The organism is Klebsiella ornithinolytica (assembly GCF_030505655.1).
GTDB lineage: Bacteria > Pseudomonadota > Gammaproteobacteria > Enterobacterales > Enterobacteriaceae > Klebsiella > Klebsiella ornithinolytica.
Window position 1 is genome coordinate 3,606,837 of the sequence record NZ_CP130153.1, and the last position, 26,349, is coordinate 3,633,185.

At 56.5% G+C, this 26,349-nt stretch carries 24 protein-coding genes and 1 pseudogene; 7 read left to right on the forward strand and 18 right to left on the reverse strand.

Annotation, left to right across the window (positions count from 1 at the left end; all coding sequences use genetic code 11):
- Positions 1-3: 3 nt before the first annotated feature.
- Both hpxA and Q1L34_RS17300 read right to left on the reverse strand, forming a co-directional pair.
- Positions 4-753: an allantoin racemase gene (gene hpxA, locus Q1L34_RS17295; protein WP_004860317.1), complete on the reverse strand. Its 750-nt coding sequence runs from the start codon at positions 751-753 to the stop codon at positions 4-6.
- A complete protein-coding gene (locus Q1L34_RS17300; RefSeq protein ID WP_015584690.1) occupies positions 753-1,469 on the reverse strand; it encodes a GntR family transcriptional regulator in 717 nt (238 codons plus the stop codon). The genes hpxA and Q1L34_RS17300 overlap by 1 nt, the downstream gene beginning before the upstream one ends.
- 145 nt (positions 1,470-1,614) lie before the next feature.
- Here Q1L34_RS17300 and Q1L34_RS17305 point away from each other — a divergent pair, with 145 nt between their 5' ends.
- Both Q1L34_RS17305 and guaD read left to right on the forward strand, forming a co-directional pair.
- The gene (locus tag Q1L34_RS17305) at positions 1,615-3,108 is read left to right on the forward strand and encodes an NCS1 family nucleobase:cation symporter-1 (protein WP_015584691.1); all 1,494 of its coding nucleotides are present in this window, start codon (positions 1,615-1,617) and stop codon (positions 3,106-3,108) included.
- Positions 3,109-3,217: 109 nt separating this feature from the next.
- Positions 3,218-4,534: a guanine deaminase gene (gene guaD, locus Q1L34_RS17310; protein WP_327204212.1), complete on the forward strand. Its 1,317-nt coding sequence runs from the start codon at positions 3,218-3,220 to the stop codon at positions 4,532-4,534.
- A gap of 33 nt (positions 4,535-4,567) precedes the next feature.
- On the opposite strand, the gene uraH is transcribed toward guaD, so the two are convergent.
- Positions 4,568-4,894, reverse strand: coding sequence for a hydroxyisourate hydrolase (gene uraH / locus Q1L34_RS17315; protein ID WP_004860309.1), 327 nt, complete (start codon positions 4,892-4,894; stop codon positions 4,568-4,570).
- A complete protein-coding gene (gene uraD / locus Q1L34_RS17320; RefSeq protein ID WP_004860307.1) occupies positions 4,891-5,391 on the reverse strand; it encodes a 2-oxo-4-hydroxy-4-carboxy-5-ureidoimidazoline decarboxylase in 501 nt (166 codons plus the stop codon). The genes uraH and uraD overlap by 4 nt, the downstream gene beginning before the upstream one ends.
- 498 nt (positions 5,392-5,889) lie before the next feature.
- On the opposite strand from uraD, the gene hpxO reads away from it, so the two are divergent.
- The gene (hpxO, locus tag Q1L34_RS17325) at positions 5,890-7,044 is read left to right on the forward strand and encodes an FAD-dependent urate hydroxylase HpxO (protein WP_004860305.1); all 1,155 of its coding nucleotides are present in this window, start codon (positions 5,890-5,892) and stop codon (positions 7,042-7,044) included.
- Here the strand turns inward: hpxO and hpxR are convergent.
- A complete protein-coding gene (gene hpxR / locus Q1L34_RS17330; protein WP_004860304.1) occupies positions 7,041-7,958 on the reverse strand; it encodes a LysR family hpxDE operon transcriptional regulator HpxR in 918 nt (305 codons plus the stop codon). The genes hpxO and hpxR overlap by 4 nt on opposite strands.
- A gap of 126 nt (positions 7,959-8,084) precedes the next feature.
- On the opposite strand from hpxR, the gene hpxD reads away from it, so the two are divergent.
- From hpxD to Q1L34_RS17345, 3 genes are all read left to right on the forward strand, one after another.
- Positions 8,085-9,122, forward strand: a complete 1,038-nt coding sequence (gene hpxD / locus Q1L34_RS17335; protein WP_032717653.1) for a molybdenum cofactor-independent xanthine hydroxylase subunit HpxD — start codon at positions 8,085-8,087, stop codon at positions 9,120-9,122.
- Between the two features lie 13 nt (positions 9,123-9,135).
- Positions 9,136-10,110, forward strand: coding sequence for a PDR/VanB family oxidoreductase (locus tag Q1L34_RS17340; protein WP_327204213.1), 975 nt, complete (start codon positions 9,136-9,138; stop codon positions 10,108-10,110).
- A gap of 220 nt (positions 10,111-10,330) precedes the next feature.
- Positions 10,331-10,672: a hypothetical protein gene (locus tag Q1L34_RS17345; protein WP_044023548.1), complete on the forward strand. Its 342-nt coding sequence runs from the start codon at positions 10,331-10,333 to the stop codon at positions 10,670-10,672.
- 177 nt (positions 10,673-10,849) lie between these two features.
- Here the strand turns inward: Q1L34_RS17345 and Q1L34_RS17350 are convergent, their stop codons facing one another.
- The 7 genes from Q1L34_RS17350 to Q1L34_RS17380 all read right to left on the reverse strand — a co-directional run bounded on the left by Q1L34_RS17350 (position 10,850) and on the right by Q1L34_RS17380 (position 17,214).
- Positions 10,850-11,170 carry a hypothetical protein gene (locus Q1L34_RS17350; RefSeq protein WP_048023096.1) on the reverse strand — a complete coding sequence of 107 codons (321 nt, stop codon included), beginning with the start codon at positions 11,168-11,170 and terminating at the stop codon, positions 10,850-10,852.
- Positions 11,167-11,409: a hypothetical protein gene (locus Q1L34_RS17355; RefSeq protein WP_015584697.1), complete on the reverse strand. Its 243-nt coding sequence runs from the start codon at positions 11,407-11,409 to the stop codon at positions 11,167-11,169. The genes Q1L34_RS17350 and Q1L34_RS17355 overlap by 4 nt, the downstream gene beginning before the upstream one ends.
- A 16-nt stretch (positions 11,410-11,425) precedes the next feature.
- The gene (locus tag Q1L34_RS17360) at positions 11,426-12,151 is read right to left on the reverse strand and encodes a DarT1-associated NADAR antitoxin family protein (protein WP_004860292.1); all 726 of its coding nucleotides are present in this window, start codon (positions 12,149-12,151) and stop codon (positions 11,426-11,428) included.
- 4 nt (positions 12,152-12,155) lie between these two features.
- A complete protein-coding gene (locus Q1L34_RS17365) occupies positions 12,156-13,211 on the reverse strand; it encodes a DarT ssDNA thymidine ADP-ribosyltransferase family protein (protein ID WP_327204214.1) in 1,056 nt (351 codons plus the stop codon).
- Positions 13,212-13,575: 364 nt separating this feature from the next.
- The gene (locus Q1L34_RS17370) at positions 13,576-14,598 is read right to left on the reverse strand and encodes an ABC transporter ATP-binding protein (RefSeq protein WP_004860286.1); all 1,023 of its coding nucleotides are present in this window, start codon (positions 14,596-14,598) and stop codon (positions 13,576-13,578) included.
- Positions 14,599-16,173 carry an ABC transporter permease gene (locus Q1L34_RS17375; RefSeq protein WP_048023103.1) on the reverse strand — a complete coding sequence of 525 codons (1,575 nt, stop codon included), beginning with the start codon at positions 16,171-16,173 and terminating at the stop codon, positions 14,599-14,601. It abuts the gene before it with no gap.
- 24 nt (positions 16,174-16,197) lie between these two features.
- Complete coding sequence (locus Q1L34_RS17380; RefSeq protein WP_327204215.1) at positions 16,198-17,214, reverse strand: iron ABC transporter substrate-binding protein; 1,017 nt, start codon at positions 17,212-17,214, stop codon at positions 16,198-16,200.
- A 471-nt stretch (positions 17,215-17,685) separates the two neighbouring features.
- Between Q1L34_RS17380 and Q1L34_RS17385 the strand changes: the two genes are divergently transcribed.
- Positions 17,686-18,132, forward strand: coding sequence for a GNAT family N-acetyltransferase (locus Q1L34_RS17385; protein WP_032717645.1), 447 nt, complete (start codon positions 17,686-17,688; stop codon positions 18,130-18,132).
- A gap of 253 nt (positions 18,133-18,385) precedes the next feature.
- On the opposite strand, the gene Q1L34_RS17390 is transcribed toward Q1L34_RS17385, so the two are convergent.
- The 6 genes and pseudogenes from Q1L34_RS17390 to Q1L34_RS17420 all read right to left on the reverse strand — a co-directional run bounded on the left by Q1L34_RS17390 (position 18,386) and on the right by Q1L34_RS17420 (position 26,320).
- Positions 18,386-19,453: a hypothetical protein gene (locus Q1L34_RS17390; RefSeq protein WP_015584701.1), complete on the reverse strand. Its 1,068-nt coding sequence runs from the start codon at positions 19,451-19,453 to the stop codon at positions 18,386-18,388.
- Between the two features lie 47 nt (positions 19,454-19,500).
- Positions 19,501-20,079 (reverse strand): hypothetical protein, encoded by a 579-nt coding sequence (locus tag Q1L34_RS17395; protein ID WP_004860277.1) that lies wholly within the window; start codon positions 20,077-20,079, stop codon positions 19,501-19,503.
- Between the two features lie 414 nt (positions 20,080-20,493).
- Positions 20,494-21,405, reverse strand: a complete 912-nt coding sequence (locus tag Q1L34_RS28495) for a helix-turn-helix transcriptional regulator (protein ID WP_369974016.1) — start codon at positions 21,403-21,405, stop codon at positions 20,494-20,496.
- 48 nt (positions 21,406-21,453) lie between these two features.
- Positions 21,454-21,567, reverse strand: a pseudogene (locus tag Q1L34_RS17410) (helix-turn-helix transcriptional regulator); the annotation flags it as partial.
- Between the two features lie 560 nt (positions 21,568-22,127).
- Positions 22,128-25,214: an efflux RND transporter permease subunit gene (locus Q1L34_RS17415; RefSeq protein WP_327204216.1), complete on the reverse strand. Its 3,087-nt coding sequence runs from the start codon at positions 25,212-25,214 to the stop codon at positions 22,128-22,130.
- A complete protein-coding gene (locus Q1L34_RS17420) occupies positions 25,211-26,320 on the reverse strand; it encodes an efflux RND transporter periplasmic adaptor subunit (protein WP_015584704.1) in 1,110 nt (369 codons plus the stop codon). Before Q1L34_RS17420 ends, Q1L34_RS17415 begins: the two co-directional genes overlap by 4 nt.
- Positions 26,321-26,349: the final 29 nt, after the last annotated feature.

The window sequence follows — 26,349 nt, forward strand, 5'->3', positions numbered from 1 at the left end:
CCCTTAAATTGAAAATGTATTGAATGCCTGAAATTTACCGCTCAGGGTTTTGGCTTCCGGGAACGCCAGGTCCCCGCGTTTGCTGGTCGACAGCCCCAGCGCCACCAGCGACTCCACCATTTTTACCGCTGCGCTGACGCCATCAATGACCGGCGCCTGCAGTTCGCGGGTCAGCTCCTGGGCCAGGGTCGCCATTCCGCCGCAGCCCAGCACGATGGCGCCACAGCCATCCTCTTTTAATGCCTGGATACAGCGCGCGCGCACCTTCTCCTGCGCCACGCCGCTGCCGTCTTCCAGCGCCAGCACCGGCAGATCGATGGCGTGTAGCCCGGAACAGTGGTCGTAAAAGCCATACTGGTGCAGCAGATGGCGGGCGATGATCAGCGTACGCGGCAGCGTGGTCACAATGGAAAAGCGCGTGGCTACCAGCGTGGCCATATGCATCGCCGCTTCGGCAATGCCGATCACCGGCCCCTGCGCCAGTTCGCGGGCCGCCAGCAATCCCGGATCGCCGAAACAGGCGATGACGTGGCCCGAAACGCCCTGCTGGCGGCCGGCCTGAATCTGCTCCAGCACGCCGACGGCGGCGATGGCTTCATCAAAATGGCCTTCAATGGACGGCACCCCTTCCCGTGAAGAGACCGCCATAATCTCGGTCCCCGGCGCCGCCGCCATGCGGGCGGCGGTCGCGATGGTGTCGGTCATCCCGGCGTTGGTGTTGGGATTAATCACTTGTATACAAATAGCGGCCATCAGGACTCCTTGTCGCCGGCAAAGAGCCGGGCAAAATCAGGCAGGCATTCACCAGCCCGCTCAAAGCAGAGGCTGGCAACAATATGTTCAAAATGGTGCGTTAACGCCGCGCTGAGGGGCGGCAGCGCTTTTTGCCGCAGCAGCTGGACAAGCTGCTGGTGATCGTCGCAGCGACAGCCCTGACGCCACGGCGCCCCCCATGCCGCAATCACTAATGAAGAGCGCTGACTCAGGCGGGTCACCATTTCGGTGAGGACCTGATTGCCGGAAATGGCCTGCAGCTGAATATGAAATTCGGCGGAAAAGCGAATCGCCGCCGGGCCATCACCGGTTTCATGCGCCTGCTGCTCCTGGCGAATAATCGCCTCCAGCGCCGCCAGGTGCGGTGGCTGGCAGCGGGCGATGACATCGGGCAGGTTCGCCACCTCCAGCAGCGCGCGGGTGCGGAAGATCTCCCGCGCCTCTTCCACCGTCGGGCTGGCGACCTGTGCACCACGTTTGGGCGCTAATGTCACCATTTGCACAGCATTGAGTCGTTGCAGCACCTTGCGGATCCCGGTCCGACTCACGCCGAACACTTCGGCCAGCGCCTCCTCCGGCAACCTGCTGCCCGGCAGGAGCTGATGTTCGACGATGGCGGTCATCAGGGCCTGATAGATGGATTCATCCTTGTCATGCGGCGCTGCCGCGGCCTGCTGACGGTTTTCATTACGCATTCACCCACTCCGGATTTTACTTTTCGATAGCCAATCGTATACATAAAATAAATTTCTTGTATACAAGATTAACGATTCTGGCCTGAATCCTGCAACAGCCTCAACCAGTAACGTAAAAGGGTTTTCATTCAGAGGAGCAGGTTTCATGCCAAACAGACAACATACCCATCAGGTTAAGGCCGCTGACTCCACCGTCGGCTACAGCCCACGGCTGTGTAATGAGGATCTGGCGCCGACGCGCGACCAGAACTGGAGCTGGTACAACATCTTTTCTTTCTGGATGTCCGACGTCCATAGCATGGGAGGCTACGTGGTCGCGGCGAGCTTCTTCACGCTCGGGCTGGCCAGCTGGCAGGTCCTTCTCTGCCTGCTGGTGGGAATTTGTATCGTCCAGCTGTGCGCCAACCTGGTGGCGAAGCCGAGCCAGATGGCGGGGGTACCCTATGCGGTCATCTGTCGTCAGGCATTTGGCGTCTTTGGCGCCAATATCCCGGCGGTGATCCGCGGTCTTATCGCCTTCGCCTGGTACGGCATTCAGACCTATCTGGCGGCCAACGCGCTGATGCTGGTGCTGCTCAAGTTCTGGCCTTCGCTGGCGACATTAACCGCAGCCTCCTTTCTTGGCCTGTCGCACCTCGGATGGCTCTGTTTCGCCACCATGTGGCTGCTGCAGGCTATGGTCTTCTGGCACGGGATGAGCGCTATTAAGCGCTTTATTGATATTGCCGGGCCGGCGGTCTACGTGGTGATGCTGGCGCTGGCGGGCTGGATTGTATACAAAACCGGCTTTGACGGTATTTCCTTTACTCTGGCCAGCAAATCGCTGACCGCCGGCGAGCAGACCTGGCAGATGATCACCGCCACTGCGCTGGTGGTCTCCTACTTCTCCGGCCCGCTGCTGAACTTCGGCGACTTCTCGCGCTACGGCAAAAGCATGGGGGAAATCCGCCGCGGTAATCGCTGGGGTTTGCCGTTTAACTTCCTGCTGTTTTCGATCGTTACCGTGGTGATTGTCTCCGGCACCCAGTCGCTGTTCGGCCGGATGATCACCGACCCGATTGAAACCGTCAGCCGCGTGGGGAACGACCTGGCGGTCGCCATTGGTCTGCTGACGATGATTACGGCCACCATCGGTATCAATATTGTCGCCAACTTTGTCTCACCGGCGTTTGACTTCTCCAACTGCTCACCGCAGAAAATCAGCTTCCGTACCGGCGGCATGATCGCCGCGGTCGGCTCCATTGTGCTCACGCCGTGGAACCTGTTTAACTCACCGGAGCTGATTCACTATACGCTGGATGTTCTGGGCGCCTTTATCGGCCCGCTGTTTGGTATTCTGATTGTCGACTTCTACCTGATTAAGCGTGGCCAGGTGTCCGTCGACGACTTGTTTGATGCCACGCCGCAGGGTCAGTACTGGTATCGCAACGGCTTTAACCCGAAAGCCATTGCGGCGTTGATCCCATCGGTGGCGATCGGTCTGGTGATTAGCTTTATTCCGGCCCTGCATGAAGTGGCGAACTTTAGCTGGTTTATCGGCGTCTTCCTGAGCGGCGCGGCCTATCGCTGGATCGCCCGCGACGATCGCGCCCCCGCCGCATCGCGCTTGACCTCCCGCCCGCTTGCCCAGAAAGAGTAGCCCGCTCCCTTTTGCCGCGGCGCTGCGCCGCGGTATCTCCCGTCCGGCAAACTGGCATTAATTTTGCTCAATACCCCTGCCCCTGTCTGGAACAAAGAAGGTTGTCCTGATGATTGAATACCACACCGCCGTTCGCGGCGCTTTTTTCGATATCGCCCGCATCGCCGACAGCGCCGACGATATCGCTCGCCATGCGCGCTACCTTGATGATGGCGTGCTGTTTATCCAGCAGGGAAAAATTCAGGCGCTGCTGCCGTGGCAGGAGGGCGAACGGTACCTGCATCCGCAAACAGGCTATCTCGATCTGCGCGGGCAGCTGTTGCTCCCCGGTTTTGTCGATGCGCACGTGCATTATCCGCAAACTGAGATGATTGGCGCCTTCGGCGAGCAGCTGCTGGAGTGGCTGACCACCTACACCTTTCCGGTGGAGAGTCAGTTTTGTGATGAAGAGTATGCCGCAGAGATCGCGCAGTTCTTTATCAACCAGCTGCTGAGCCACGGCACCACCACCGCGCTGGTGTTTTGTACCCTGCATCCCGAATCGGTCGATGCGCTGTTTACCGAAGCCCTGCGGCTGAATATGCGCCTGCTCGCCGGTAAAGTGATGATGGACCGCCACACTCCGGACTATCTGAGTGAAACGGCGGAGCAGAGCTACCGGCAGACCCGGGAGCTCATTCAGCGCTGGCACCATCAGGGCCGCCTCGGCTACGCCATCACGCCGCGTTTTGCCCCTACGTCGACGCCAGAGCTGCTGACGGCGGTTCAACGCCTGCGGGAAGAGTTCCCGGATACCTGGCTGCATACCCATTTGAGCGAAAACCTCAATGAGATTGCGTGGGTGAAAAGCCTGTGGCCGGAGCATGAGCACTATCTTGATGTGTATCACCACTACCGCTTAACCGGCGAACGCAGCGTATTTGCCCACGGAATTCATCTCGCCGATTCGGAGTGGCGATGCCTGCACGAAACCGGCTCGGCGCTCGCCTTCTGCCCGACCTCAAACCTGTTTCTCGGCAGCGGTCTGTTCCGCTTGCCCACCAGCTGGCAGCAGAAGGTGCGTATTGGCATCGGCAGCGACGTCGGCGCGGGGACGACCTTCAGTATGCTACGCACTCTGGGTGAAGCCTATAAAGTGGCACAGCTGCAAAGCTATCGTCTGCGCGCCAGCGAAGCGTTTTACCATGCTACGCTGGGAGGAGCCCGCGCGCTGTGTCTCGATGAGAGGATTGGCAACTTCCAGCCGGGAAAAGAGGCCGACTTTGTCGCCATCACGCCAGGGGTGACGCCGCTGCAGCGGCTGCGCCTCTCCCGCTGTCAGGATATTTACGAACAGCTGTTTGTCCTGATGACGCTGGGCGACGAACGCAATATTCACCAGACCTGGGTCAACGGCGAGTGCGTCTGGCAGAGAGAGGCGGAATAAGCAAGCCCGGCCAGCCGCCGGGCGTCGGTGCGCTCAGCTTCCGCGATAGGTTGACCAGCCCCCCGGGGCAATCAAGAACGGCAGATGGAAATGCTCATCCGCCTCCTCGGCAATCGCAAAATCAATCTGCGCGCACAGATACAGCGTCTCGAGGCCGCCGCGTGTGAACCAGTCGCCCGTCTCCGCCACCAGCCGGTAGCGACCGGCGGTTAGCTTGCCCGGCGCCAGCGACGCGATACGCCCCTTTTCATCCGTGATGCCGCTGGCGATAGATTGCCCTCCCCGCAGCAGATTGACCGCCACTCCCTGTGCAGGCTTACCGGTGGAAATATCCAGAATATGGGTACTTAACGTATTCATTCGCCAATGACTCCCGTTAGTCGTAATAAGGTAATTTCACGGAGCTGTGCCAGCGCGGACGCAACCTCTTGCGCCGCGTTGTGGGTCAGTCGTTGCCCCAGCGCCTGCAGTATCTCCTCCCCGCTGCGGCCCGTGGCGCGAATCAGGAATACCCGGCCAAAGCGCGCTTCGTAGCGGGCGTTCCCCTCCGTTAACGCCTGGATGAGCGACGCGTCACGATCGTTGACCGCCGCCTGTTCCTGCCGCGACAGCGCGGCATGCCCGTGCCGGGCGGCGGGTTTTTCGCCAATGCGCGGATGCGCGCTCAGCGCCAGATCCAGTTCCGGTTCGCCCCACGCCAGCGACGTCTGCCGCGCTACGGCGTGCAGCGTCGCAAGGTCCGGATATGGCCGGGCCTGCACCAGCGCCGTCACCCAGCTATCAATCGCCACGCACGGTTCCAGCAGACGCGCGGCCTCGTCGGGAGGAAGTTGGTTAAAGTGAGTCAGCGGGATCATTGTCGCTCCTTGCCGCCGCCCCGCGTTGTCCGCGTGATATCGCCCGGCGCAGGGTCGTCGCCAGCCGTTGACCGCGCCGACAGGATCCAGCGCCATTGCCCATTGTCCCGGCCGTAAACTGACCGCGGTTCTTGTTTTGCAACATTATCATTCCCCTGTTTCACATCAACGTTGTCTGCACAGTGCACAAAGCAGGCCAGAGTGGCACCGCGGATCTCTCATCAGTTGCAGAGTTCAATAACCGATTGTTTATTAATGATAATTATCCTATGACACCGTTGCTTGTCCGCTCATCAGGGGGGCGCCATTCATGAAACTTTCGATTCCGTCATCACCATTAAGAAATTTTTAGTTCATAAAATGGCAGTTGCCACCCTCCAACGCACCAGATGAGTGCGAAACCTTGCCGTGCTGTCGCCGCAAGGCCGATTTTGGTGCTTTGCGCAAGCTGGTACGCAAATTGCTCACCTCCTGATGACGCAATATAAGGAGAACAGCATGAAAGCATTAGTGATTGGTGCCGGCATCGGCGGTCTGAGCGCGGCGGTGGCCTTGAAGAATGCGGGAATCACCTGCGAGGTGTTTGAGGCGGTGAAAGAGATAAAACCGGTCGGCGCGGCGATCTCCATCTGGCCAAACGGCGTGAAGTGCATGAAAAACCTCGGCATGGGCGAGATCATCGAAACCTACGGCGGCCCGATGCACTTTTTAGCCTATAAAGAGTATCAGGGCGGAGAAACCCTGACCCGGTTTAGCCTTGCCCCGCTGGTTGAACGCACCGGCGGCCGCCCCTGCCCCGTGTCACGTAGCGAACTACAAAGGGAGATGCTCGATTTTTGGGGACGCGAGGCGGTGCAGTTTGGTAAACGGGTGACCCGTGCGGAAGAAAACGCCGACGGCGTGACCGTCTGGTTTAGCGACGGGACCACGGCCCACGGTGATTTTCTGATCGCCGCCGACGGCAGCCACTCGGCGCTGCGCCCCTATGTACTTGGTCATAAGCCCGAACGCCGCTATGCGGGTTACGTCAACTGGAATGGACTGGTGGATATCGATGAGAGCATTGCCCCGGCGGATCAGTGGACCACCTTCGTTGGTGAAGGCAAGCGCGTCTCGCTGATGCCGGTGGCGCATGGCCGTTTCTATTTCTTCTTTGATGTTCCGCTGCCCGCCGGTCTGGCCGAAGATCGGCACACTTTGCGCGACGATCTCAGCCGCTACTTCAGCGGCTGGGCGCCAGCGGTACAAAAACTGATTGCCGCTCTGGATCCACAGACGACCAACCGCGTTGAAATCCATGACATTGAGCCCTTCGATACCCTGGTGCGCGGCAAGGTCGCGCTGCTCGGCGACGCCGGACACAGCACGACCCCGGACATCGGACAGGGCGGCTGCGCGGCAATGGAGGATGCGGTGGTGCTGGGCAATATTTTCCTGGAAAATCGCGAGATTGTTTCCGCGCTGCGGCAGTACGAAGCGCTGCGCTGCGCGCGCGTGCGCGACCTGATACTCAAGGCGCGCAAGCGCTGCGACATCACGCACGGGAAAGATATGGCTCTGACCCAGGCGTGGTATCAGGAGCTCAAGGAGGAGACCGGAGAGCGAATTATCAATGGCCTGTGTGAAACCATCCAGGGCGGCCCGCTGGGCTAACCTCCGCCAACGGTTTGCATCTCCTCCATCACCGCCGTCAATTTTTGAATCGCCATTTGCGCCGGGCGAGATAGCTGGCGCGATGGCGCCGTACACAGCGCCAGCGTCAGCGGCCGCAGCAGCTTATTGCGCAGCGGAACAAACGCCAGCTGGCCGCTTTTCACGTCATCCAGAACATCCAGCAGGCTCAGAACGGTCACGCCGCTGCCCTTCAGCACCAGCGATTTAATCAGCCGGATATCGTTGCAGCTGATGCTGTTGGCCGGGCTAAAATCATAATGGCGATAGAGCATGCCGACACGGTCGTGCACAATCAGCGGAGCGCCAGGGACGATATGGCGCTGCTGGCTGAGCTCCCCCAGCGAGAGCGTAGCCGCATCCGCCAGGGGATTATCCGGACGCATGACCACCCCCATTTCCAGTTCAACAAACGCCAGTACGCTCAGCCCCGCCTGGCCTTCCGGGTCAAGAATCAGGCCGAAATCGAGATCGGCCTGACGGACTTTTTCACTGACCGTATGGCTGTCGGCCACCTGCAAAACCAGCTCCAGCCAGTCCCAGGTGCCGATGATATCGGCCAGCGCCGCGGCAAAGCTCCCCTCCGCCAGCGCCTGCACCATCCCCACGCTGACCGTTCCACGCTTCAGCCCCTGCAGCTCATCAAACTTTTGCCGGGTCAGGCGAAACTCTTTTTGCCAGCGCAGCAGATTGTCATACAGCAGCTCGCCGGCGGCCGTCATCCGCAGACCTTCCGGTAGACGTTCGAACAGCGGCGTACCAAATGCCTCTTCGGCCTGCAGGATCTGGCGATTGATCGCCGAAGCCGAAATATGCAGCTTTTCAGCGGCGCGACGCAGGCTGCCGCTGCGGGCGACTTCAGCAAAATAGAGCGCAAAACGCGAAAACGGACTCATGCCTACCCTGTCCTCTTTTTTGCAACGGGTGAGTGAAATAATGCTGATGGATGTCAACACCCTAATATGACAACAATAAACTCACAACAATTAAACAAATGTATTCTGTGAGCAGGAAGGAAAATCATGAACAGAGCCGCGCCAACGCCCCCCGCCCATTGCACTTTCGATCCTGAAGACTGGCTACGCCTGGCCCGCTGCTGGCATCCGGTCGCCCGCGCCGAAGATATTGGCGCCGCGCCGGTGAAAGCAGTGTTGCTGGATGAACAGCTGGTTATCTATCGCGTTAAGGGGCAGGTCGTGGTTGCGCGCGACGTCTGCCCGCACCGCGGCGTGCCGCTGACGCTGGGCTTCCATGATGGAGAAGGGATCGTTTGTCCCTATCACGGCCTGCGCTTCGGGGAGGATGGCCTCTGCAACCGCATTCCCTCAAGCCCCGATCGTCCGGTGCCGGCGAAGCTTAATCTTACCTGCTACGCGGTCGAAGAGCGCTACGGGCTGATCTGGACCTGCCTGGCTTTCGACGCGGAAAACCCAATGCCGTTGCCCACCCTTCCCCACTGGGACGATGAGGGCTTCCAGCAGATTAACTGCCCCGGATTTGAGGTCAATGGCTTTGCCGGCCGCCAGGTCGAGGGATTTCTCGATGTTGCCCACTTCGCCTGGATCCATACCGACACCTTTGCGGATCCCGATAATCAGCTGGTTCCCGACTATATCCCGCAGGAGACCCCCTTTGGCTTCACCGCCGACTACTGGAGTTCGGTCGGCAATTACCCGGCCAGTTCTGAATTTCGGGCCCCGGACGGCTTCCAGTGGCTGCGCCATTTTGAGTTGCACCTGCCCTTCACGGCGACCCTGACCATCCATTTCCCCGGCGAGGCCCGACTGGTGATCATGAATGCCGCCTCACCGGTCTCATCGCGGATGACCCGAATGTTTGCCCCCATTGCGCGCAATTTTGATCTGCATGTGCCGGTCGAAGAGGTACATGCCTTCAACCTGCGCGTGTTCGAGGAAGACCGTCTGATGGTGGAGACCCAGCGTCCGGAACGACTGCCGCTGGACTTAACGCTTGAGGCGCATATTCCCGCCGATCGCAGTTCAATCGCCTATCGTCGTAGCCTGAAGAAAATGGGCTTTGGTGAGTTTTTCCTGGTGTAAAGGGAGAAGAGTGATGAGTGACGTATTGAAGGTGGTTGTCGATGGCCTGTGGCGCGAGGGGGACAAAAGCCTCGCTATCAAATTGTTAGCCCAGGACGGCAGACCGCTTCCCGGCTGGCTGCCGGGGGCGCATATTGATGTTCACCTGCCCTGCGGGATAATTCGCCAGTATTCGCTTACCGGTCCCCACGCCGAAGCGGGCGCCGACGCTTATCTGATCTGCGTTAGCCGGGAGGAGGCCTCCCGCGGCGGGTCACGTTATATTCATGAGACGCTGCGCCCGGGCCAGACGCTGCTTATCTCTCCGCCGCGCAATCTGTTTGCGCTGCAGCCTGCGCGACAGGTAACGCTGCTGGCCGCCGGCATTGGCATCACGCCGCTGTATACCATGGCGCTGTATCTCGACGCGGTGGGCACGCCGTTTGAGCTGCATTATTACGTTAAACGTCGGGAAAATGCGGCTTTTGTCGGCGAAATGGCAAAAATCATCAGCCACGGCACCTGCGTGGTCCATTGTTCAGATGAAGGGCAAAGTCCACGCTCATCGTTGGCTGATACGCTGGGCGATGCGCGCGCCGACCACCATCTGTATCTCTGCGGCCCGTCGGGTTTTATGGCTACCGCCCGGCGGATTGCGGCGGAAAAAAACTGGCCCGAGGCGCAGGTTCACAGCGAAGCCTTCCAGCCGCTGAAGGTCGCCGCGGCGACCGATGGTCAGGATACGTTTACCGTCACCCTGGCGTCGTCGGGCGAGACGTGGCCGGTCCCGGGCGATAAAACCATTGCCCAGGTGCTGCAGGAACATGGCGTTGCCGTGGCGCTCTCCTGCGAAATGGGGATGTGTGGCGCCTGCCTGACCCCGCTGATGGCCGGCGAGGCCGATCATCGTGATACGGTACAGTCAGAGGCCGAGAAAGCCGCCGCCGCGCAGCAGATAGCCCTGTGCTGCTCCCGCAGCCGCTCGGCCAACTTGCTGATTGATTTGTAATTTTTATCTTTCCGGGGTCTGATGATAGCGCACACCAGCCTCTCAGACGCCGGACCTGCCCTCTCCCGCGCATCACAATAAAATTTATTATAATCAGCAAGATATAAAATCATGCCATTCATTCATAATTAAGATAAAAATTATTCATTTTCCTTCTGAATCAATCATCGCCATATTTGTATGACAAATAACCCCACAGCGAACGGGCCGTGCCGATATCATGGTAACAACACTGCAAGAGAAACAGATTCAGGCGCAAAGTCTGCAGGAGCGGGGATTATTGCGGCGCGCCTTAGCGATCTGGAACGAAATAGCGCGACACGACGACAGCGAGCTGGCGCCGATAGCCCGCCAAAAGCAGCAGGAGATCGCCGCCCTGCTGGCGCAGCAAAAAGTAGAGAAAGAGGCAGCGAAATACCACTGCCGCTCCCATGTCGACGCCGATCGGCAATGGATTATGACCCATCTGCGTAACGGCATGAAGCCGAGGGAGATTGAAGGGTTAACCCGGCGTTCCAGCGCGTTTATCTACAGTTGCAAAAAGCTGCTGGCCGGAGAATAACCCCGCGAGGCGACGATAGCTGGCCAGCTTTCTGGGTATTGCAGCGTCTACCGCCGTGTCCAGACAGGTGTTCAGGTTCCCCCGAAACACCAATCATAATATGGAGTTGTATCCGAAACTTTGCCAGCCAGTTCCTGGCTGGCTTTTTTTTCGCCGCCGGAATACAGCGATGGCGGCTTACTTTCCGGGGTGTTTTTCATTCAGCAGCCGGGCGTATCTGGCCCTGTTTTCTTCGTACAGCGCGTTAAACGCCTCCCGATTTTGGGGATCCATTTCCGCCAGCATCGCCTCATGTTTTTCCTGGCGCTGGATACGCTCCTGCACCGATTTCAAGGCCGCTTCCATCGCAATCAGCTCTCCGGAGAGCGCGCTCTCCAGCATTGAGCGATACAAATACTCGCGTGCCAGCGTCCCGAGCGCATTATTGGCCTGGTTGATGGCGTCGTGGGTTTTACTAAGGGATTCAGCAACGGCGGCCAGGATTTTATTCTCATTCATTTTTTCGTCTCCCCGACCGACAGCAATGCCAGCGTCTCCGTCAGACTACGGTGAAACATTTCGCGCTGGGTAATGGTCATCGCATCCACCTCTTTTTTCACAGCCTGGAGGCGCGCGTAATAGTCGTCCATCACCTCTTCCCGAATCGCCTGCTTACGCGCCTGCGGAATATCGTCAAAGGTATCTGCCGCAGAAGCGGTCGGCACAGGGATATCGCCATTGAGTCGTTGCCTTGCCATTATCGCTCCTGATTAGTTAGAAAAGAGACATATTGCGGAGATCGCCATCGCTGGTGTTGTAAATGGTGAAGCGTTCGATCAGTGCGATGAACGCATCTCGCGGGGGAATAGCCGCTGTTAACAATTGCCGCTGGCGTAGCGCGCACCACAGCGCCACGGAGTAGGCCTGGCAGTTGACCGATTTCGCCGGATTAAATTCAATATCGGTAAAGGCCGAATAGTTCAGCACCTGCTCTTTGCAAGGCGAGTGGTACAGCGCGTTGAGATACAGCCAGTCATAGAACGCGCTTTTCGGCTCCAGCGGCCAGATAACCGGTTCACGCGCCTCGTTGGGCTGAAAGGAAAAGTGGGTTAAGCGCCCCGAAGTTTTGAGCACCTCCGCGCGCCGGGCCTCTTTTGGCGCCTTTCGCATCAGCTCGCGAAAGGGCCCGCGTACCGTTCCGCTATCGGTAAACACTTTCGAAGACTGGAACAGCGATTCCACGCTGATAAATTGTCCGCCGAGGCTACCGACGCCCATGTTAAAGGCGCTGAGCTGAACGCCCAGTGCATCCGGAGATTTACTGGATACTTCAAGAATCTTTGCTCCCGGCGACATCCGGGCGTAACCGTCATGCAGCGCGGCAATAGACTTTTGTTTCTGGCTGACCGCCAGACCCGGTGACCAGCTGAAATCCACGTTAACGATGTCAACCAGCGCCTCCCCTTCTCGGGTCGGGATAAAGACGGGACGAACGGCCATAAACTCACCTGAAAGAAAAATGTGAAGGGTCAACCACGATGTTCACCGTATAGTCGCGTAACCACGGCGGGATCTTATCCGCGGAATAAAAAATAACGTCACTAATAAACCAGACTGGGATCTCGCCAGAATATAAAATTTCGGCCTGGATATCATACGGGCGATCGCCGGAATCTTGATGATTATCACCGCAAAACATCGCCTGGAAAGCCTGATGTTTTTGCCGCTGCTCCACGCTGATGGCTCTGACAGCGGAAGACGCCGCGTTGTGGTGGCAAAAAATGGCTCGTTTGAGCAAAGCCCGATGATCGAATGAAGGTTGGGTGGGTCCGCTAATTAGCTCTTTTTTAATTTTGAAGATCACCCAGTCGCGATCGCGCAGCCCCTGGGAATATTTGTAGAGCATTTTTTTATTCACCTCACCTAACGACAGGGAAATCGCATCCCTTACCCCCTCCAGCCTCAGTTCATCATTATAGTGAAAACGGTGCCCACCCTCTTCGAGTCGTTGGCGGCTAATAATCCCAGATTTAAATATGCTTCTCAGATTTGACAGGTGGCTAAAGTGATATAACGAAGAAATATTTCTCCGCGGGGTAGAAGAAAAATCAATGACTCGTGCCCAGTTAAATTGCTGAATAGCATAGAAGGGTTTATTCACAATTAAGCGCATGAAATTATCATGGACATCGGACATATAAGCCGGTGCCAGGTGAGTTAATCCCGTTATTGCATAGCGCGTTAACATATACTCTTTAAACCCGTCAATATGCATAATAAGATTTAGCGCTTCCGCTATCGTAATACCGGGCGCAGCCTTATTTACATCGACCATTAACGAGTGCGGCGCCTTGTCATCCGTCGCTATGTCACTCAAAAGCATCCGCGGCTTCGTCACCGTCTTTACCGGGTCAACCTGCAGGGTATATGCTTTTCGTTTTTCAACGTCAACCAACGGCTCGGCCACCCGACTACCTTTTTTAGTAGGGGGCGTTTCTTTTTTCTTTATTACATTGCCGATAAAAACCAGAACTAAAAAAATGCCAATCACAGTCCACATATGAACTCCAGCACTATCATTATTCTCTTATTGTGCATTACCACGCACGCCGTTACGCTTCACCGATAGCAAAGAGGAAGTGAGTGTTATCTTATTCGTATTTTTAGTTGTTCAGAGGCCCCACGGAACGTGCAAAGGATGGGTGAACGACGACTCACATTAATCGATTCATTCAGTTAACTCAAGGGCTAACGCTAGCCTGTACGCCGGCATGACGGGCGCGAAAATGCGGCGCGATTAGCCGACAGGGATCCGCAATCAGCATTTTTAACCGCCAGACCATGCGTGTCGATATTATTCATCCACGTCACGGTCGCCGGTAGAATAAATGACGCCAGAAATACCCAGGCGCGATTTTCATTTATTAAGGAATAAACACCCGCCCTTTACCGCTGACCTCAATATGTACCCGGCGGCCCGGCACCCAGTCCGCCCGGCTGACGGTTTTCAGGGTCAGCGTCTGCTGCGCGATCGCCAGCGTTAAAGTCGACAAATGGCCGGAAAAATCCACGTCGAGGATGGTGGCGGCACTCTCCTCATTCTGGCAAGGCGTAATCATCAGCTGTTCCGGACGCAGCATAACCCGCCCCTGCCCCGTGACATCGTCATTATCGGTCAGCAGCGCGCCAATCGCGCACTGCGCCCGTCCGCCTTGAAGCTCGGCAGGAAGCACCAGCGCATCGCCCAGAAACAGCGCCGTGGCTTCATCGGCGGGCCGCGAATACACCTCAAACGGGGTGCCCACCTGGGTAAAGCGCCCCTGACGCATCACCGCAACCTGGCTGGCAAACGACAGCGCTTCATTCTGATCGTGGGTCACCAGAATCGCGGCGACGCCGGCCTGGGCAAGCAGGTCTGCCGTCGCCTTTCGCGTGGTGGCACGAAGTCCGGTATCGAGGGCGGAAAAAGGTTCATCCAGCAGCATCAGCGACGGCCGCTGCGCCAGCGCCCGGGCGAGGGCCACGCGCTGCTGCTGGCCGCCGGATATTTCATGCGGCCAGTGCGTGGCCAGCTGCCCATCCAGCGACACCATCTCCATCAATGCCGCGACCCGACGGCGCTTCTCCTGCCGGGAGCAATCTAAGCCCCAGGCAATATTGTCGGCGACGTTAAGGTGCGGGAACAAGGCTCCCTCCTGCGGGACGAAACCGATGCCGCGCTGATGGGCGGGAATAAAAATCCCCTCATCAAACAGCGTTCTGCCCTGCATCACGATGCGCCCGGCATCCGGCGTTTCAAACCCGGCGAGAATACGCAGCAGCGTTGTTTTTCCGGAGCCGGACGGCCCGACGATGGCCGTGCGGCTGCCGGGGGCCACCGACAGAAAAAGGTTATCCAGCACCTGAACATCGGCAAAAGATTTTGAGATCGAGGTTAATTCCAGCATTTACAGACCTGCAATTTTTTTCGACTGGTGATAGAGCACACCGGTCAACGGTAGAGAAATCGCGATCATCAGCATCGCGTAGGGCGCCGCAGCGACATAATCTATCTCGCTGGTTAGTGCCCAAAAGCCGGTGGCCAGCGTACGGGTTCCCAGCGGTGAAAGCAGCAGCGTCGCGGTCAGTTCGTTGCTGACGCCGAGAAAGACCAGAGCGGCCCCGGCCGTCGCGCCCGGCGCGGCGAGACGCAGCGTGATGCTCCACAGCGCCCGCCCCGGGCTTCTTCCCAGACTCCGCGCGACGTTTTCCAGCTCCACCGGCGCCTGGGCGATTCCCGCGCGAAGATTGATCAGCGCACGAGGCATAAACATCAGCAGGTAGGCCAGAAACAGCGTCACTTCAGTCTGATAGATGGGCCGGGCATAGTGGATGGTCACCGTAACCAGCGCCAGCGCGGTCACAATACCCGGCAGCGAACTGGTCATGTAATTGCACCCTTCAAGCAGGCGAAACAGACGATGCGGGTAGCGAATCCCCAGCCAGGCGATGGGGATACCGCAGGCGGTCGTCAGCAGCGCACCGCTGGCCCCCAGCACCAGCGTCTGGCGAAGAGAGTGCCACAGGTCGGCGTTCATCCAGTTCTCGAGGCCCCCCAACCACAGCCAGCGACACAGCACCAGCAGCGGTACCCCTAGCGCCAGCAGCACCAGCGCACACAGCAGCGACTGTGCAGCGAGAGTCGCCATCACATTCATGCGTTTGCGTTTCTGCTCCCGCGCGGCCCCGGCGCCAATACGGGCATAGCGCGCTTTCCCCCGGGTGGCGCTCTCCAGCAGCAGGAACGCCAGGCAGCACAGCGCCAGCACGCCGGCCAGCATATTGGCCGCCGGACCGCTGAACGTGGACTGGAACTGGTCATAGATCGCGGTCGTAAAGGTATCGAAACGGATCATCGCATACAGGCCGTATTCCGCCAGCAGGTGCAGCGCCACCAGCAGCGCGCCGCCGCAAATGGCCAGCTTCAGCTGCGGTAACACCACACGGAAAAAAACCTTCCACGGCGGCGTGCCCAGCGAGGCGGCAACGTCTTCCAGCGTCGGATCCAGGCGGCGAAGCACCGCCGCGACCGGCATATAGATGAAGGGATAATAGGCAAGCACCGAGAGGAACACGCCGGAGGAGAGGCCGTGCATCGATGGCACCGCGCTGACCCAGGCATAGCTCTGAACAAACGCCGGAATCGCCAGCGGGGCAACCGCCAGCGCCGACCAGACCTGCCGCCCTGCCAGGGTCGTGCGTTCAGTCAGCCACGCGACCGTCACGCCGAGCGCAATGCACGCCGGGACGGTCAGGGCGCTGAGCCACAGCGTATTGCTGAGCAACTCCCCGACGCGCGGACGGAACACCAGCGCCTTAATGGTCTCCCATCCGGTATCAATCCCCACGGCAACGACAAAACCCGGCGGGAGGAGTGCTAATAATGAAAACAGTACCGCTAATGCAACCATCGGAAATGCAGGACGCCTGCGCTCAGGCAGGCGTCGTACTTTTTTTCCGAGTGTAATACTCAGACCAGACATAAGGTATTCACTTCACCGGAGGGATCACAGCAGGCCAGCTTGCGTCATCAGTTCGATAACTTTTTTGCTGTTCAGCGAAGAAGGCTCTACTTTCGGCGCATCCAGTTCTTTCAGCGGCGTCAGTTTCGGGTTAGAGGCGGCATCGACACCTACGGCATATTCAAAGGCATTATTGGTTCTCAGCTCATCCTGACCCTGCTTACCGGTGATCCACTTGATGAAGGCCTGCGCCTGCTCTTTATGTTTGCTGGAGGCCAGCACGCCGCCGCCGGAGATACTCACGAAAGCACCCGGATCCTGATGTTTGAAATAATACAGTTTGGTGTTTTTGCTGTTTTCACCGGTTTTGGCCTGATCGACAAAGCGATAGTAGTGGTAAATCACCCCGCCATCAATTTGCCCGGCATTGACGGCCTTCATCACGGTGCTGTTGCCTTTATAGGCCACGAAGTTGGTTTTCATCGCTTTGAGCCAGTCCAGCGTCGCTTGCTCGCCCTTCAGTGCCAGCATCGCGCTGACAATGGCCTGGAAATCAGCACCCGATGGCGATGCGGCCCAGCGCCCTTTCCATTCCGGTTTCGCCAGATCCATCAGAGAATGCGGCAGCTGAGCTTCGCTGATTTTTTCCGGGTTATAGACAAAAACGGTGCTACGCGCCGCGATGCCGATCCAGCGGCCGTGATCAGGGCGAAATTCCGGCGCCACCTGACTTAAGGTGTCGGCGTTCAGCGGCGCGAATAATTTTGCATTGTCGACCAGGACCATTGACGGGGAGTTTTCCGTCAGGAAAACGTCAGCCGGCGAAGCCGCGCCTTCCTGCACCAGCTGATTTCCCAGCTCGCTATCACCGCCGTTACGCAGAGTCACTTTAATACCGGTTTCTTTGGTAAAGCCATCCACCCACGACTTGACCAGATTTTCATGCTGCGCGTTATAGACAACAATGCCTTCACCGCTTTCGGCCGCCAGGACCTGAGGAGCAAGAAACACAGAAGCAGCGACGAGCGCGGCGGAGCAATAAGACGACAGGCGAAAATTCATGTGCTAATCCTTAGTATTAATGGATAAATGGCCGCCGATAGCCTGGCCGGAAAGGATTAAAACACAGAGAAATGGGAATGATAATGAAAACAATTCCCATAAAATAAAAACAGTTAAAAATATTGCCCCGCATCGCTTTCTTATCTGAAAATGCTTTATTTAAAACAAGATAAAATAAAAGATTAAAACAACCTTAAGATGCGATCGTTTTTCGCGGAAAATATTAAAAATATGATCCAGATTGCATTTATGCCGCGAACAAAAATCCTACACCATCAGCTCACCGGACGCCAGCGAGCGCGAATATGCGCCACAATAGCAGCGGGTCTGCCCGCTGACGGCACGTTCAATCCTCCGCACACCCACCGCGCGCTGTGGGTGAAATGGTCAGTATTTTGTTCCCCCACAAGGTTGGTATTTACAGTGGGATAATTCGGCCTACAATAATGGGTCTTTGCCACGAGGTTTAAGATGAATATTTATCAGGCGCAACCCAAGGATGTGGATAAAATCCTGCCGCTGTTTCTTGCATATCGCGAATTTTATGATGTCGGGACCCAGCGTGAGCAGGCGCGTGATTTTATTCTGCAACGCTTACAGCTTAATGAATCGACTATTTTCTTTGCTCAAATTGCCGACAAAGTCGTGGGATTTACGCAACTGTATCCGCTGTTCTGCTCATTAGAAATGAAGCGTATCTGGTTACTGTATGACTTGTTTGTTGATCCTTCGTCCCGTAAACAGGGGGTTGCTGAAGCGCTTATCGCCCGCGCCGGGCAGTTAGCCAAAGAGTCCGACTCGGCTTTTATTATGCTCAGTACCGCAACGGATAATACGCGAGCACAAGCGCTGTATGAGAAAAATGGCTTCGTACGCGACACGGATTTCTACGTCTATAATAAGCTGCTAAATAAATAACCCCTCTCGCCGCCGCGATAATAGATCGGGATTGCGCGCCCTGCACGCTGCCAGCGAGGAATGCAGAGCAGATGCTTTGGAGGCTTAGCGCCGAATGAGCGTAGAGGGCCAGCCGCCAAATATCGCGTGGGTCCTGCGCGGCAACTGCTGAAATAACGCAGTTGCCGACTTGTGCTTCAGCTCGCGTTGACGGTTCCCCGGCCGCAGCGGGAGAGACGCTACGCGCTAACCAGGCCGATCTTTGTTGGTTGCTTCAGACCGGGCGCAAAAAGAATTTCGTCGGTGTTTTACCCTTTCCGCTGGCGAGTCGTTCATGAGGTAGGGGTTGTTGATTATCGACAATCACCATTTTGTCGCTGTCCTGGCGTTCCAGCACCAGATAAATATGATCATAACCATGGTGGGCCGTCGGGCCGCAGGTAGAACCAACATCTCCAGGTTGCTGTTGTCCAACAGGAATTTTTTGCCATTTTCTTTCATCGTGAAGATAGTTGCCCAAAGCTAATGCTTGCGTAATATCGGGAACGGCAATGCCACCTTCCTGCAATAGATTAGCCAGATTTAACGCACAGCCGTCATGTGGCCAGCTCTCATGGGTTAGCTTAAAGAGCTCACTCGCGGCAATCTCCTGTACTTTTTCATAACGGGCTGGCGTTCTGGCAATATTTATCACCTCAATCATTTTATCTTTGTCGCTGAGCGGCCCGATACCTGCCGCGGAGAGCGTTTGGGACGATATTCGGGGCGAGAGAAATGTCTGAAATTCCTCTACGGCATCGCGCCGCACGTGGGAGATAACCTTAGTCGGGTCTTTTATCGTACCGCACCAGGCGGTGCTGATCCGCAATAATCGGGCACAATATTCCACGGCCAGGCCGTGGTCCGTTTTCATTTTAGTAATGAACGTTTCTGCCGTGTCTATGCCATGCTGTTTCGCAAAACCCAGCAGTGCCGATTGTCTGGTGCCAATACTGTCAAATGATACCTGGAAGGCTCCGGTCTCTTCGCTTTCAATGTGAGTCCGGGAACGATGATTTCCCGAATCGACGCCAGCATCCCAGCGCCAGTCCGATTCAAACCCCGCCTGCACGCGAAGCACTTCACACATCACTGCTTTTCGGTGTTTAAGGCTGGTGTAAGGCCCAAGCACACCTTTCATGACGGCATAGATATCATGAAGCTCATTTTCAGCAAAAACATCATCGGGTAACCCATCCAGAGTCTCCACCAGTTGTTGCAGAAACGCGATGGGCGGGCGACCATGTTGCGCGCTGACGGGATAGCGGGTCGTGATGAATATACGTTTGTTGATCGTCTCCATAATATTCTCCTTCATGGGTTTATTACTGCAGAGACGCGATTTCGTCTCTATTTATTTGAGGACAGGCTCTGAAACAAAGAAGAGAACTTATTCACCAGGTATGGTGCAAATAATGTCATCCCGGCAGACAGGAATTTAATAATCTCGCCAACGGATTCAGGACTTGATATTTTACCAGTCATGCCATAATCAAGTAATATTAAGGACCCAAAACCAATAAACATAAATAAAATGACCAGCATTCCTGTCAGTGCAATGAGTCGACTCGAGCTGGCTTTCATTACGGTTTCCAGAACAGGTTTGCCTGCCGGGTCATAAAGCGGTGTTTTGGTCACTGTATCAATACCATCTTTTGTTTCCTTAACTTCAGTGACGGCAGATAACTCCACATCTTCAGAAAGCGCATCCGCCAAAGACCACGTTTCAGGAAGAGAGCGGCGGATAACTAAAATAGAAACCAGCGTACCGCAGATGACAATAAAAAGTATGACAGGTAAGAAAATACATCTGTAATTTTCCTCACACAGATACTGCCCCTGTGCTGATGGTTCCCCAGCCAGGACTGAAGCAGAAAAAAAGAGCAGGCATATTGCATGTGCTGACCAGTATGTTTTGCGAGAAAACATAAATACACTCCTCATCAATATAACTTTCATTTATTATTGACATGTGAAGATAGCGTCATTCATATAATGACATCCGTTACACAGGATGCGATCTCGCTTCTTTTCGCCATTCCGGGGTTATGTGCTTCGCGCCTGTTCAGAACCACACGCCGATAGCAGTGATGGCAGAATGATGAACGAAAGACGTTTCAGGTTATTTCTCATCAAATTCCACACACCAAACACAACCCGGCGCGCTAAAAACAGTAAGACGGTCAGATAAAGATAAAACATCATTCCCGCATCCCGTAAACAGACACGGATATACTGCCGGCATGAATGACGGTAGTGAAAATCCGGTCAGCCGTATAAGCATGAGTATAATGGCGGGAATGCAACTCTCACTCATTCATATGAAGGAGTGCGTGAAATAAATCAGCCGTGAATGGCCCGGATAATGAGCAGCAATTCGGACTGATTTCGGGTATGTGTTTTCCGGTACAGCGCACTGAGATGGCTTCTGATGGTGGTGATGGATACGCCCAGATGTAGGGCGCATTCATCCGGGGTCATCCCCCTGACCAGCAGTTCTGCCACCGCATTCTCGGCGGGTTTAACATCAAACACCTCCATTAAGGCGCTGCCGCTGAGGAAAGGCTCGGGGATGATAATGCAGGCGACTCCGGGAATACGGGAGGCCGGAAGCACCAGGATCGGTTTTGCAGGGCGTCTGGTGGTGTAGCACAATCCCGCCCGGGGGGGCGCCCCGGTTCGCGTGGCCTGTTCGATGGCATGTTTCAGTTTTTTGCTGTCAGTATCCAGACTGAGTGTATCCGCGCCGGCAGACCAGACCAACCGGACGCTCGCACGCTGGTAACTTTCGGCATGGGCACTGGCGTAAAGAATTTTCCCGCTACGATCCACCAGCCAGACCGGGTAAATACCGTTATCCATAATCGCAGTTTGATACTCAATCGTGTCACGAAGTTGCTCAAATCTGGCGTGAAGCTGACTGGCGGTAATTAACGCCGGGATGAGCCGCCGAAATACGTCAAATTGTGCAGACTGCGGATAGGCGGCATCGTTGGCTGTCATCAGCGATAAATAGGTGGAATAACCGTTGACGGTACACAGCTTGACACTGGTCAGATAATTCAGGTCATTCGGGTGATGAAATTCATTGTAATAAATGCTGTTAGCAATAAATTTATCGCCTAAAAACTCCCTGTCCCTGTACATCTGCCCGACAGGCAGCCCCGTCAGTATTTTTTCAGCAGGGTCAATGGCCAGAAATACATCCCGGTAGGCCGTAAATACCTTTTCTTCAAAGAGGAAGGAATCGGTCATCAGATGCGCATTACCTTTATCATAAAAAAGTAATGCCGCGTACTGATGACCTGTCAGGAACGACAGCTTCTGCAGCGCGAGTTTCCACAGCTGGGGATCCAGCGTGGCCATCAGGATAGTTTCCAGGATCTCAAGATAAATCAGTTCCGGATCAGTGGCCATAACAACACCTGTTAATCAGTGTTTAACCTGCCTGGACGGCACATGATGCCTGCTCATTCAGCATAGACCCGGAAGATAAATCATGGCAATCCTGACAGGGAAATACAGCAACAACGCCGATCCCGTGAGTTTTACGACGTCAGGCATGGCGCAAGACTCGTGGCGATAGCATTATCTGGCGGGCATCATCTGGAAAAGCGCAAATAGCCTGCGCCAGACAGATGTTCTCGCTCAGCGGCCTATAGCCCAGCGATGGATGAGTGAATCCCTGGCGCAAGGTCAAGAACGCGTTGGCTGGAATGTGTTGGATTCGGTGCTGGTTTCGGCCATTGAATCCGCCTGACGTGCAGCCGATCGCCGGTCAGCACTCGCGGGAAGAAAAAAAACCCGCAGAGATAGAGCGGGTCGATTCAAATTCAAATCCATTGCATGCAAGTAACATCACAATAACCGGGGGTTATTTTATGACTTGCATCACAAAAATACCCCTCCCCGTTCGGGGGGGAGCCTGAGGTCTCCTCCCCTCCTGGTCGGTCGCGCGCGATGAGAAGAAATACCGTTTACGCCTGTGGTCGTATCGAATGGAACGGAACCTCAGGACGGATCCGGAACCAGATCGCATACATCGCCGGCAAGAAGACCAGCGTCATGATGGTGCCCCCTAACGTTCCGCCAATCAGCGTATAAGCGAGGGTCCCCCAGAACACCGAATGGGTCAGGGGAATAAACGCCAGCACAGCGGCCATTGCCGTCAGGAGTACGGGTCTTGCCCGCTGTACCGTAGCTTCTATCACCGCATGGTACGGGTCGAGGCCTTGCCTCTCGTTATGATGGATTTGGCCGATAAGAATCAGCGTATTACGCATAAGGATCCCCGAAAGCGCGATCAACCCGACAAGAGCATTGATGCCAAACGGTTGATTGAAAAGCAGCAGCGCAGGAACCACGCCGATCAGCCCCAGCGGAGCGGTAAGAAACACCATCACCATGGCTGACATTGAACGTACCTGCAGAATGATGATCAGCAGCGTCAGGGCGATCATGATGGGGAACAACGGCGCCATCGCCTGAGTGGCTTTGCCCGATTCCTCAATCGAGCCCGCCATGTCGATACGGTATCCGGGCGGGAGCGAATCAATAATCGGCTGTAGCTGCTTCATGAGGGCGGCAGAAACGTCCGGCGGCTGAAGATTATCGGCAATGTCCCCCCGCACGGTAATGGTGGGCGTTCGATCGCGACGACGCAGTAGCGGGTCTTCCATTCTCACCTCCACCTCGCCGATTTGCGCCAGAGGAATGCGCTGCCCCGCCTTGCCCACCAGGGTAAGCCCCTCAATTTTCGCCGGATCCAGACGTATATCACCGGCGGCGCGCCCCGTTACCTGCACCGAGCGAATATCTTCCCGTACCGAGGTAATGGGAATACCCGATAACAGGAACTGGAGCTGTTGGGCCACGGCATTCGACGTTAAACCGGTTGCCTGCAGACGGTCCTGATCGAGGATGAAATGTAAGGCTGGTACCTTTGTCCCCCAGTCGGTATTGACGGTCCTCATCATCGGGCTTGCCTGCAGCACGGCCTTAACCTTATCGGCGATGTCGCGCAATTTATCGCTATCTGGCCCCATCACCCGCCATGCCACCGGGAAAGGTGAATACGGGCCAAACACCAGTTGCGTTACGCGAACGCGCGCTTCTGGCGCCAGTCCGCTGGCGACGGCTTCCCGCAGTCGAAGTTTGAGCGCATCGCGTGATTGCTGGCTGTCCGTCAACACCACTATTTTGGCAAACGACGGGTCGGGTAGCTCGGGGGCCATCGCCAGATAAAAGCGCGGTGAGCCCTGGCCGATGTAGGCGGTAACAATTTTCGCTTCCGGCTGTTTTTGCAACCACGCCTCTATTTTGGCCGCCGCTGCGCTGGTCTGCCCAATCGAGGTGCCATAGGGCATCTGCACTTCGACCAGAACTTCCGGCCGGTCAGAGGTGGGGAAAAATTGTTTTTTCACCAGCCCCATTCCGAGAACGGCCAGAACGAAAATAGCGACGACGGAACCGGCCACTCCCCATTTGCTTGCGATAACGCGGGCCAGCATACGGCGGAAGCGGTTATAGCGCGGCGTGTTATAGATAGCGGCATGGCCGCCTTCCACTTTTACAATATCCGGCAGCATCTTCACGCCCAGATACGGTGTGAAAACAACGGCAACCAGCCACGAGGCGATCAGAGCGAGGCCGACAATCCAGAACATATTGCTGGTGTATTCTCCGGCCGTAGACTGCGCAAAACCATTTGGCATAAAGCCAATGGCTGTCACCAGCGTTCCTGCCAGCATTGGCGCGGCGGTATGGCTCCAGGCGTAGGCCGAAGCTTTAATTCTGTCGTAGCCCTCCTCCATTTTCACCACCATCATTTCGATGGCGATAATGGCATCATCGACCAGCAGGCCGAGAGCAAGAATAAGCGAGCCGAGGGTGACGCGGTCAAAGTTGATACCGGAGGCTTCCATCACCACAAAAACAATCGCCAGCGTCAGGGGGACCGCCGCCGCGACCACAACGCCCACGCGCCACCCCATGCTGACAAAACAGACCATCATAACGACCAGCAGGGCGGCGAAGAATTTGATCATGAACTCGTCGACCGACGCGCCGATATTCACCGACTGATCGATGACTTTCGTCAGGGTCAGCCCCAGCGGCATAGCCGCATTGATTTTTGCCGCTTCGGCATCCAGCGCTTTACCTAACGCCAGACCATTCCAGCCTTCGCGCATGACAATACCGAGCAGCAGCGCTGGTTCAGACTGGTTACGAATCTGCAGCGTGGGAGGATCTTCATAGCCTCGTTCCACCGTTGCCACGTCGGATAGCTTGAGCGTTTTACCCTGAGCGATAAATGGCGTATCGCGGATCTTCTGCAATTCGTCGAAAGCGCCATCGAGGCGAATAAAGATCTGCGCGCCGCGAGTCTCGATGGAGCCCGCCGGGGTTAAGGCGTTCTGGCTGTTAAGCGCATTGAAAATATCCTGCGGAGAGAGTCCCATCGTAGCCAGACGCTCATGCGAGAAAGAGATATAAATCCGTTCAGCCTGCTCGCCGATAATATTGACTTTCTTCACGCCAGGGACGTGCAGGAGCTGCTGGCGTAATGTTTCGGCATCACGAACCAACAGGCGCTGCGGCTCCCCTTTCGCTTTCAGCGCAAAGAGCGCGAAAGTCACGTCGGCGAATTCATCATTGATCATCGGCCCGGTCACGCCAGCGGGGAGATTTTTGGCCTCATCCCCAAGCTTTTTTCGCGCCTGATAGAACTCTTCCTGCACCTGAGATGGCGGCGTGCTGTCCTGCAATGAGAGCGTGATAAATGCCATGCCGGGGCGGGTATAGGTTTCCGTACGGTCATACCATTTGAGCTCCTGCAGACGTTTTTCCAGCGGCTCGGCAACCTGATCCTGAATTTCCTGCGCGGTCGCCCCTGGCCAGACGCTGATAATGGTCATCTGTTTGACCGTAAAGGGCGGATCTTCCGCTCGCCCAAGGCCAAAAAACGAATAAATACCGGCTATCGTAATCAGAATAATCAAAAACAGCGTGATCGAGCGCTCGCGCACCGCAAGCGCTGACAGATTGAAGCGTTTTGCGCTCATGGTTTGCTCCCCGCATGGGCAGCATCGCGTGGTTCAGCAAGTCGGACAGACTCGCCTTCATGCAGAAGATGCGCCCCTAGCGCCACAATCTTCTCGCCCGGCCGCAGATCGCCAGTCACCTGCACCGCTTCCGCACCTACGCTAAGCACCTTCACCGGCTGCCAGACGACCTTTGTCGGCCGCGCGGAAATGCGCCAGATACCGGGCCCTTTGCCCGCATCGTACAGAGCAGCCAGCGGAACCTGCATCACCGGGCGCTCCCCGCTATTTTTTTGGATTTGCAGCGTCACGGTCGACCCCAGCGGGGCGTTCGCCAGCGGCCCTTCCAGCACGTACCGCGCCTCGAATGTGCGGGTCGTCGCATCGGCCGAATCCGAAAGCAGCCGCAGTCTGGCAACGACAGGCTCTGTTTCGTTGCCATAGCGCGTAGCCTGAGCTTCGCTGCCGATGGCGGGACGCAACGTCTCCGGTAGCTGCACCAGCGCCTCGCGCTGCCCCGCTCTCGCCAGCCGGATCACCGCCTGTCCGGCGCTGACGACCTGACCGGGTTCGCCGAGGGTCTCCATCACCACGCCGTCGGAATCGGCCAGCAGCACGGCATAGCCCGTCGCGTTTTGCGCCACGTTTGCCTGAGCCTGGGCGGCGCTGAGCTCCGCTTTAGCCGAATCGGCCGCCGCTTTAATCTGGTCATACTCTGACGCGGATACGGCGCCAGAGGCAACGAGGCCACGATAGCGCGCCTCATCACTGATTGCTTTTCTTGCGCGTGCCCTGGCGGCATCAACGGCCTGTTGCTGCGCCAGCGCCTGCAGCTTCAGGTCAACAGGGTCCAGTCGCATCAATGGCTGACCACGTTTAACGCTCTGGCCAGTATCCACAAAACGTTCGAGGATCTTACCCTGCACCCTGAAACCAAGATCGCTTTGCGTTCGTGCTACCACCACGCCGGTAAAGCTCCGGGAAGTGGTGTTCGCGAGTTCAACGGACCCGGCTCTGACGAGCGGCGGCCGCGTGCGCGGATCGTCATTAGCGGAATTGTCGCCGCAGGCCCCCAGGATGAACGGCAGGAGGCAGACGGCAAGGCGGGCTGAATTAAGCCTGAGCATGGGAACCTTATTGCATTAGCAGAATGGTA

Bases quoted from the DNA above. Each gene is read 5' to 3' on its own strand.
- Q1L34_RS17360 (WP_004860292.1), bottom strand. From the start codon at position 12,151: ATGGCCGTTCGTCCCGTCTTTATCCCGACCCGAGAAGGGGAGGCGCTG.
- Q1L34_RS17300 (WP_015584690.1), bottom strand. From the start codon at position 1,469: ATGCGTAATGAAAACCGTCAGCAGGCCGCGGCAGCGCCGCATGACAAG.
- Q1L34_RS17370 (WP_004860286.1), bottom strand. From the start codon at position 14,598: ATGCTGGAATTAACCTCGATCTCAAAATCTTTTGCCGATGTTCAGGTG.
- Q1L34_RS17365 (WP_327204214.1), bottom strand. From the start codon at position 13,211: ATGTGGACTGTGATTGGCATTTTTTTAGTTCTGGTTTTTATCGGCAAT.
- uraD (WP_004860307.1), bottom strand. From the start codon at position 5,391: ATGATCCCGCTGACTCACTTTAACCAACTTCCTCCCGACGAGGCCGCG.
- Q1L34_RS17375 (WP_048023103.1), bottom strand. From the start codon at position 16,173: ATGTCTGGTCTGAGTATTACACTCGGAAAAAAAGTACGACGCCTGCCT.
- Q1L34_RS17340 (WP_327204213.1), top strand. From the start codon at position 9,136: ATGAGTGACGTATTGAAGGTGGTTGTCGATGGCCTGTGGCGCGAGGGG.
- Q1L34_RS17395 (WP_004860277.1), bottom strand. From the start codon at position 20,079: ATGTTTTCTCGCAAAACATACTGGTCAGCACATGCAATATGCCTGCTC.
- Q1L34_RS17305 (WP_015584691.1), top strand. From the start codon at position 1,615: ATGCCAAACAGACAACATACCCATCAGGTTAAGGCCGCTGACTCCACC.
- Q1L34_RS17355 (WP_015584697.1), bottom strand. From the start codon at position 11,409: ATGGCAAGGCAACGACTCAATGGCGATATCCCTGTGCCGACCGCTTCT.
- Q1L34_RS17345 (WP_044023548.1), top strand. From the start codon at position 10,331: ATGGTAACAACACTGCAAGAGAAACAGATTCAGGCGCAAAGTCTGCAG.
- guaD (WP_327204212.1), top strand. From the start codon at position 3,218: ATGATTGAATACCACACCGCCGTTCGCGGCGCTTTTTTCGATATCGCC.
- Q1L34_RS17415 (WP_327204216.1), bottom strand. From the start codon at position 25,214: ATGAGCGCAAAACGCTTCAATCTGTCAGCGCTTGCGGTGCGCGAGCGC.
- hpxD (WP_032717653.1), top strand. From the start codon at position 8,085: ATGAACAGAGCCGCGCCAACGCCCCCCGCCCATTGCACTTTCGATCCT.
- Q1L34_RS17350 (WP_048023096.1), bottom strand. From the start codon at position 11,170: ATGAATGAGAATAAAATCCTGGCCGCCGTTGCTGAATCCCTTAGTAAA.
- Q1L34_RS17385 (WP_032717645.1), top strand. From the start codon at position 17,686: ATGAATATTTATCAGGCGCAACCCAAGGATGTGGATAAAATCCTGCCG.
- hpxR (WP_004860304.1), bottom strand. From the start codon at position 7,958: ATGAGTCCGTTTTCGCGTTTTGCGCTCTATTTTGCTGAAGTCGCCCGC.
- hpxA (WP_004860317.1), bottom strand. From the start codon at position 753: ATGGCCGCTATTTGTATACAAGTGATTAATCCCAACACCAACGCCGGG.
- Q1L34_RS17380 (WP_327204215.1), bottom strand. From the start codon at position 17,214: ATGAATTTTCGCCTGTCGTCTTATTGCTCCGCCGCGCTCGTCGCTGCT.
- Q1L34_RS28495 (WP_369974016.1), bottom strand. From the start codon at position 21,405: ATGACCGATTCCTTCCTCTTTGAAGAAAAGGTATTTACGGCCTACCGG.
- uraH (WP_004860309.1), bottom strand. From the start codon at position 4,894: ATGAATACGTTAAGTACCCATATTCTGGATATTTCCACCGGTAAGCCT.
- hpxO (WP_004860305.1), top strand. From the start codon at position 5,890: ATGAAAGCATTAGTGATTGGTGCCGGCATCGGCGGTCTGAGCGCGGCG.
- Q1L34_RS17390 (WP_015584701.1), bottom strand. From the start codon at position 19,453: ATGGAGACGATCAACAAACGTATATTCATCACGACCCGCTATCCCGTC.
- Q1L34_RS17420 (WP_015584704.1), bottom strand. From the start codon at position 26,320: ATGCTCAGGCTTAATTCAGCCCGCCTTGCCGTCTGCCTCCTGCCGTTC.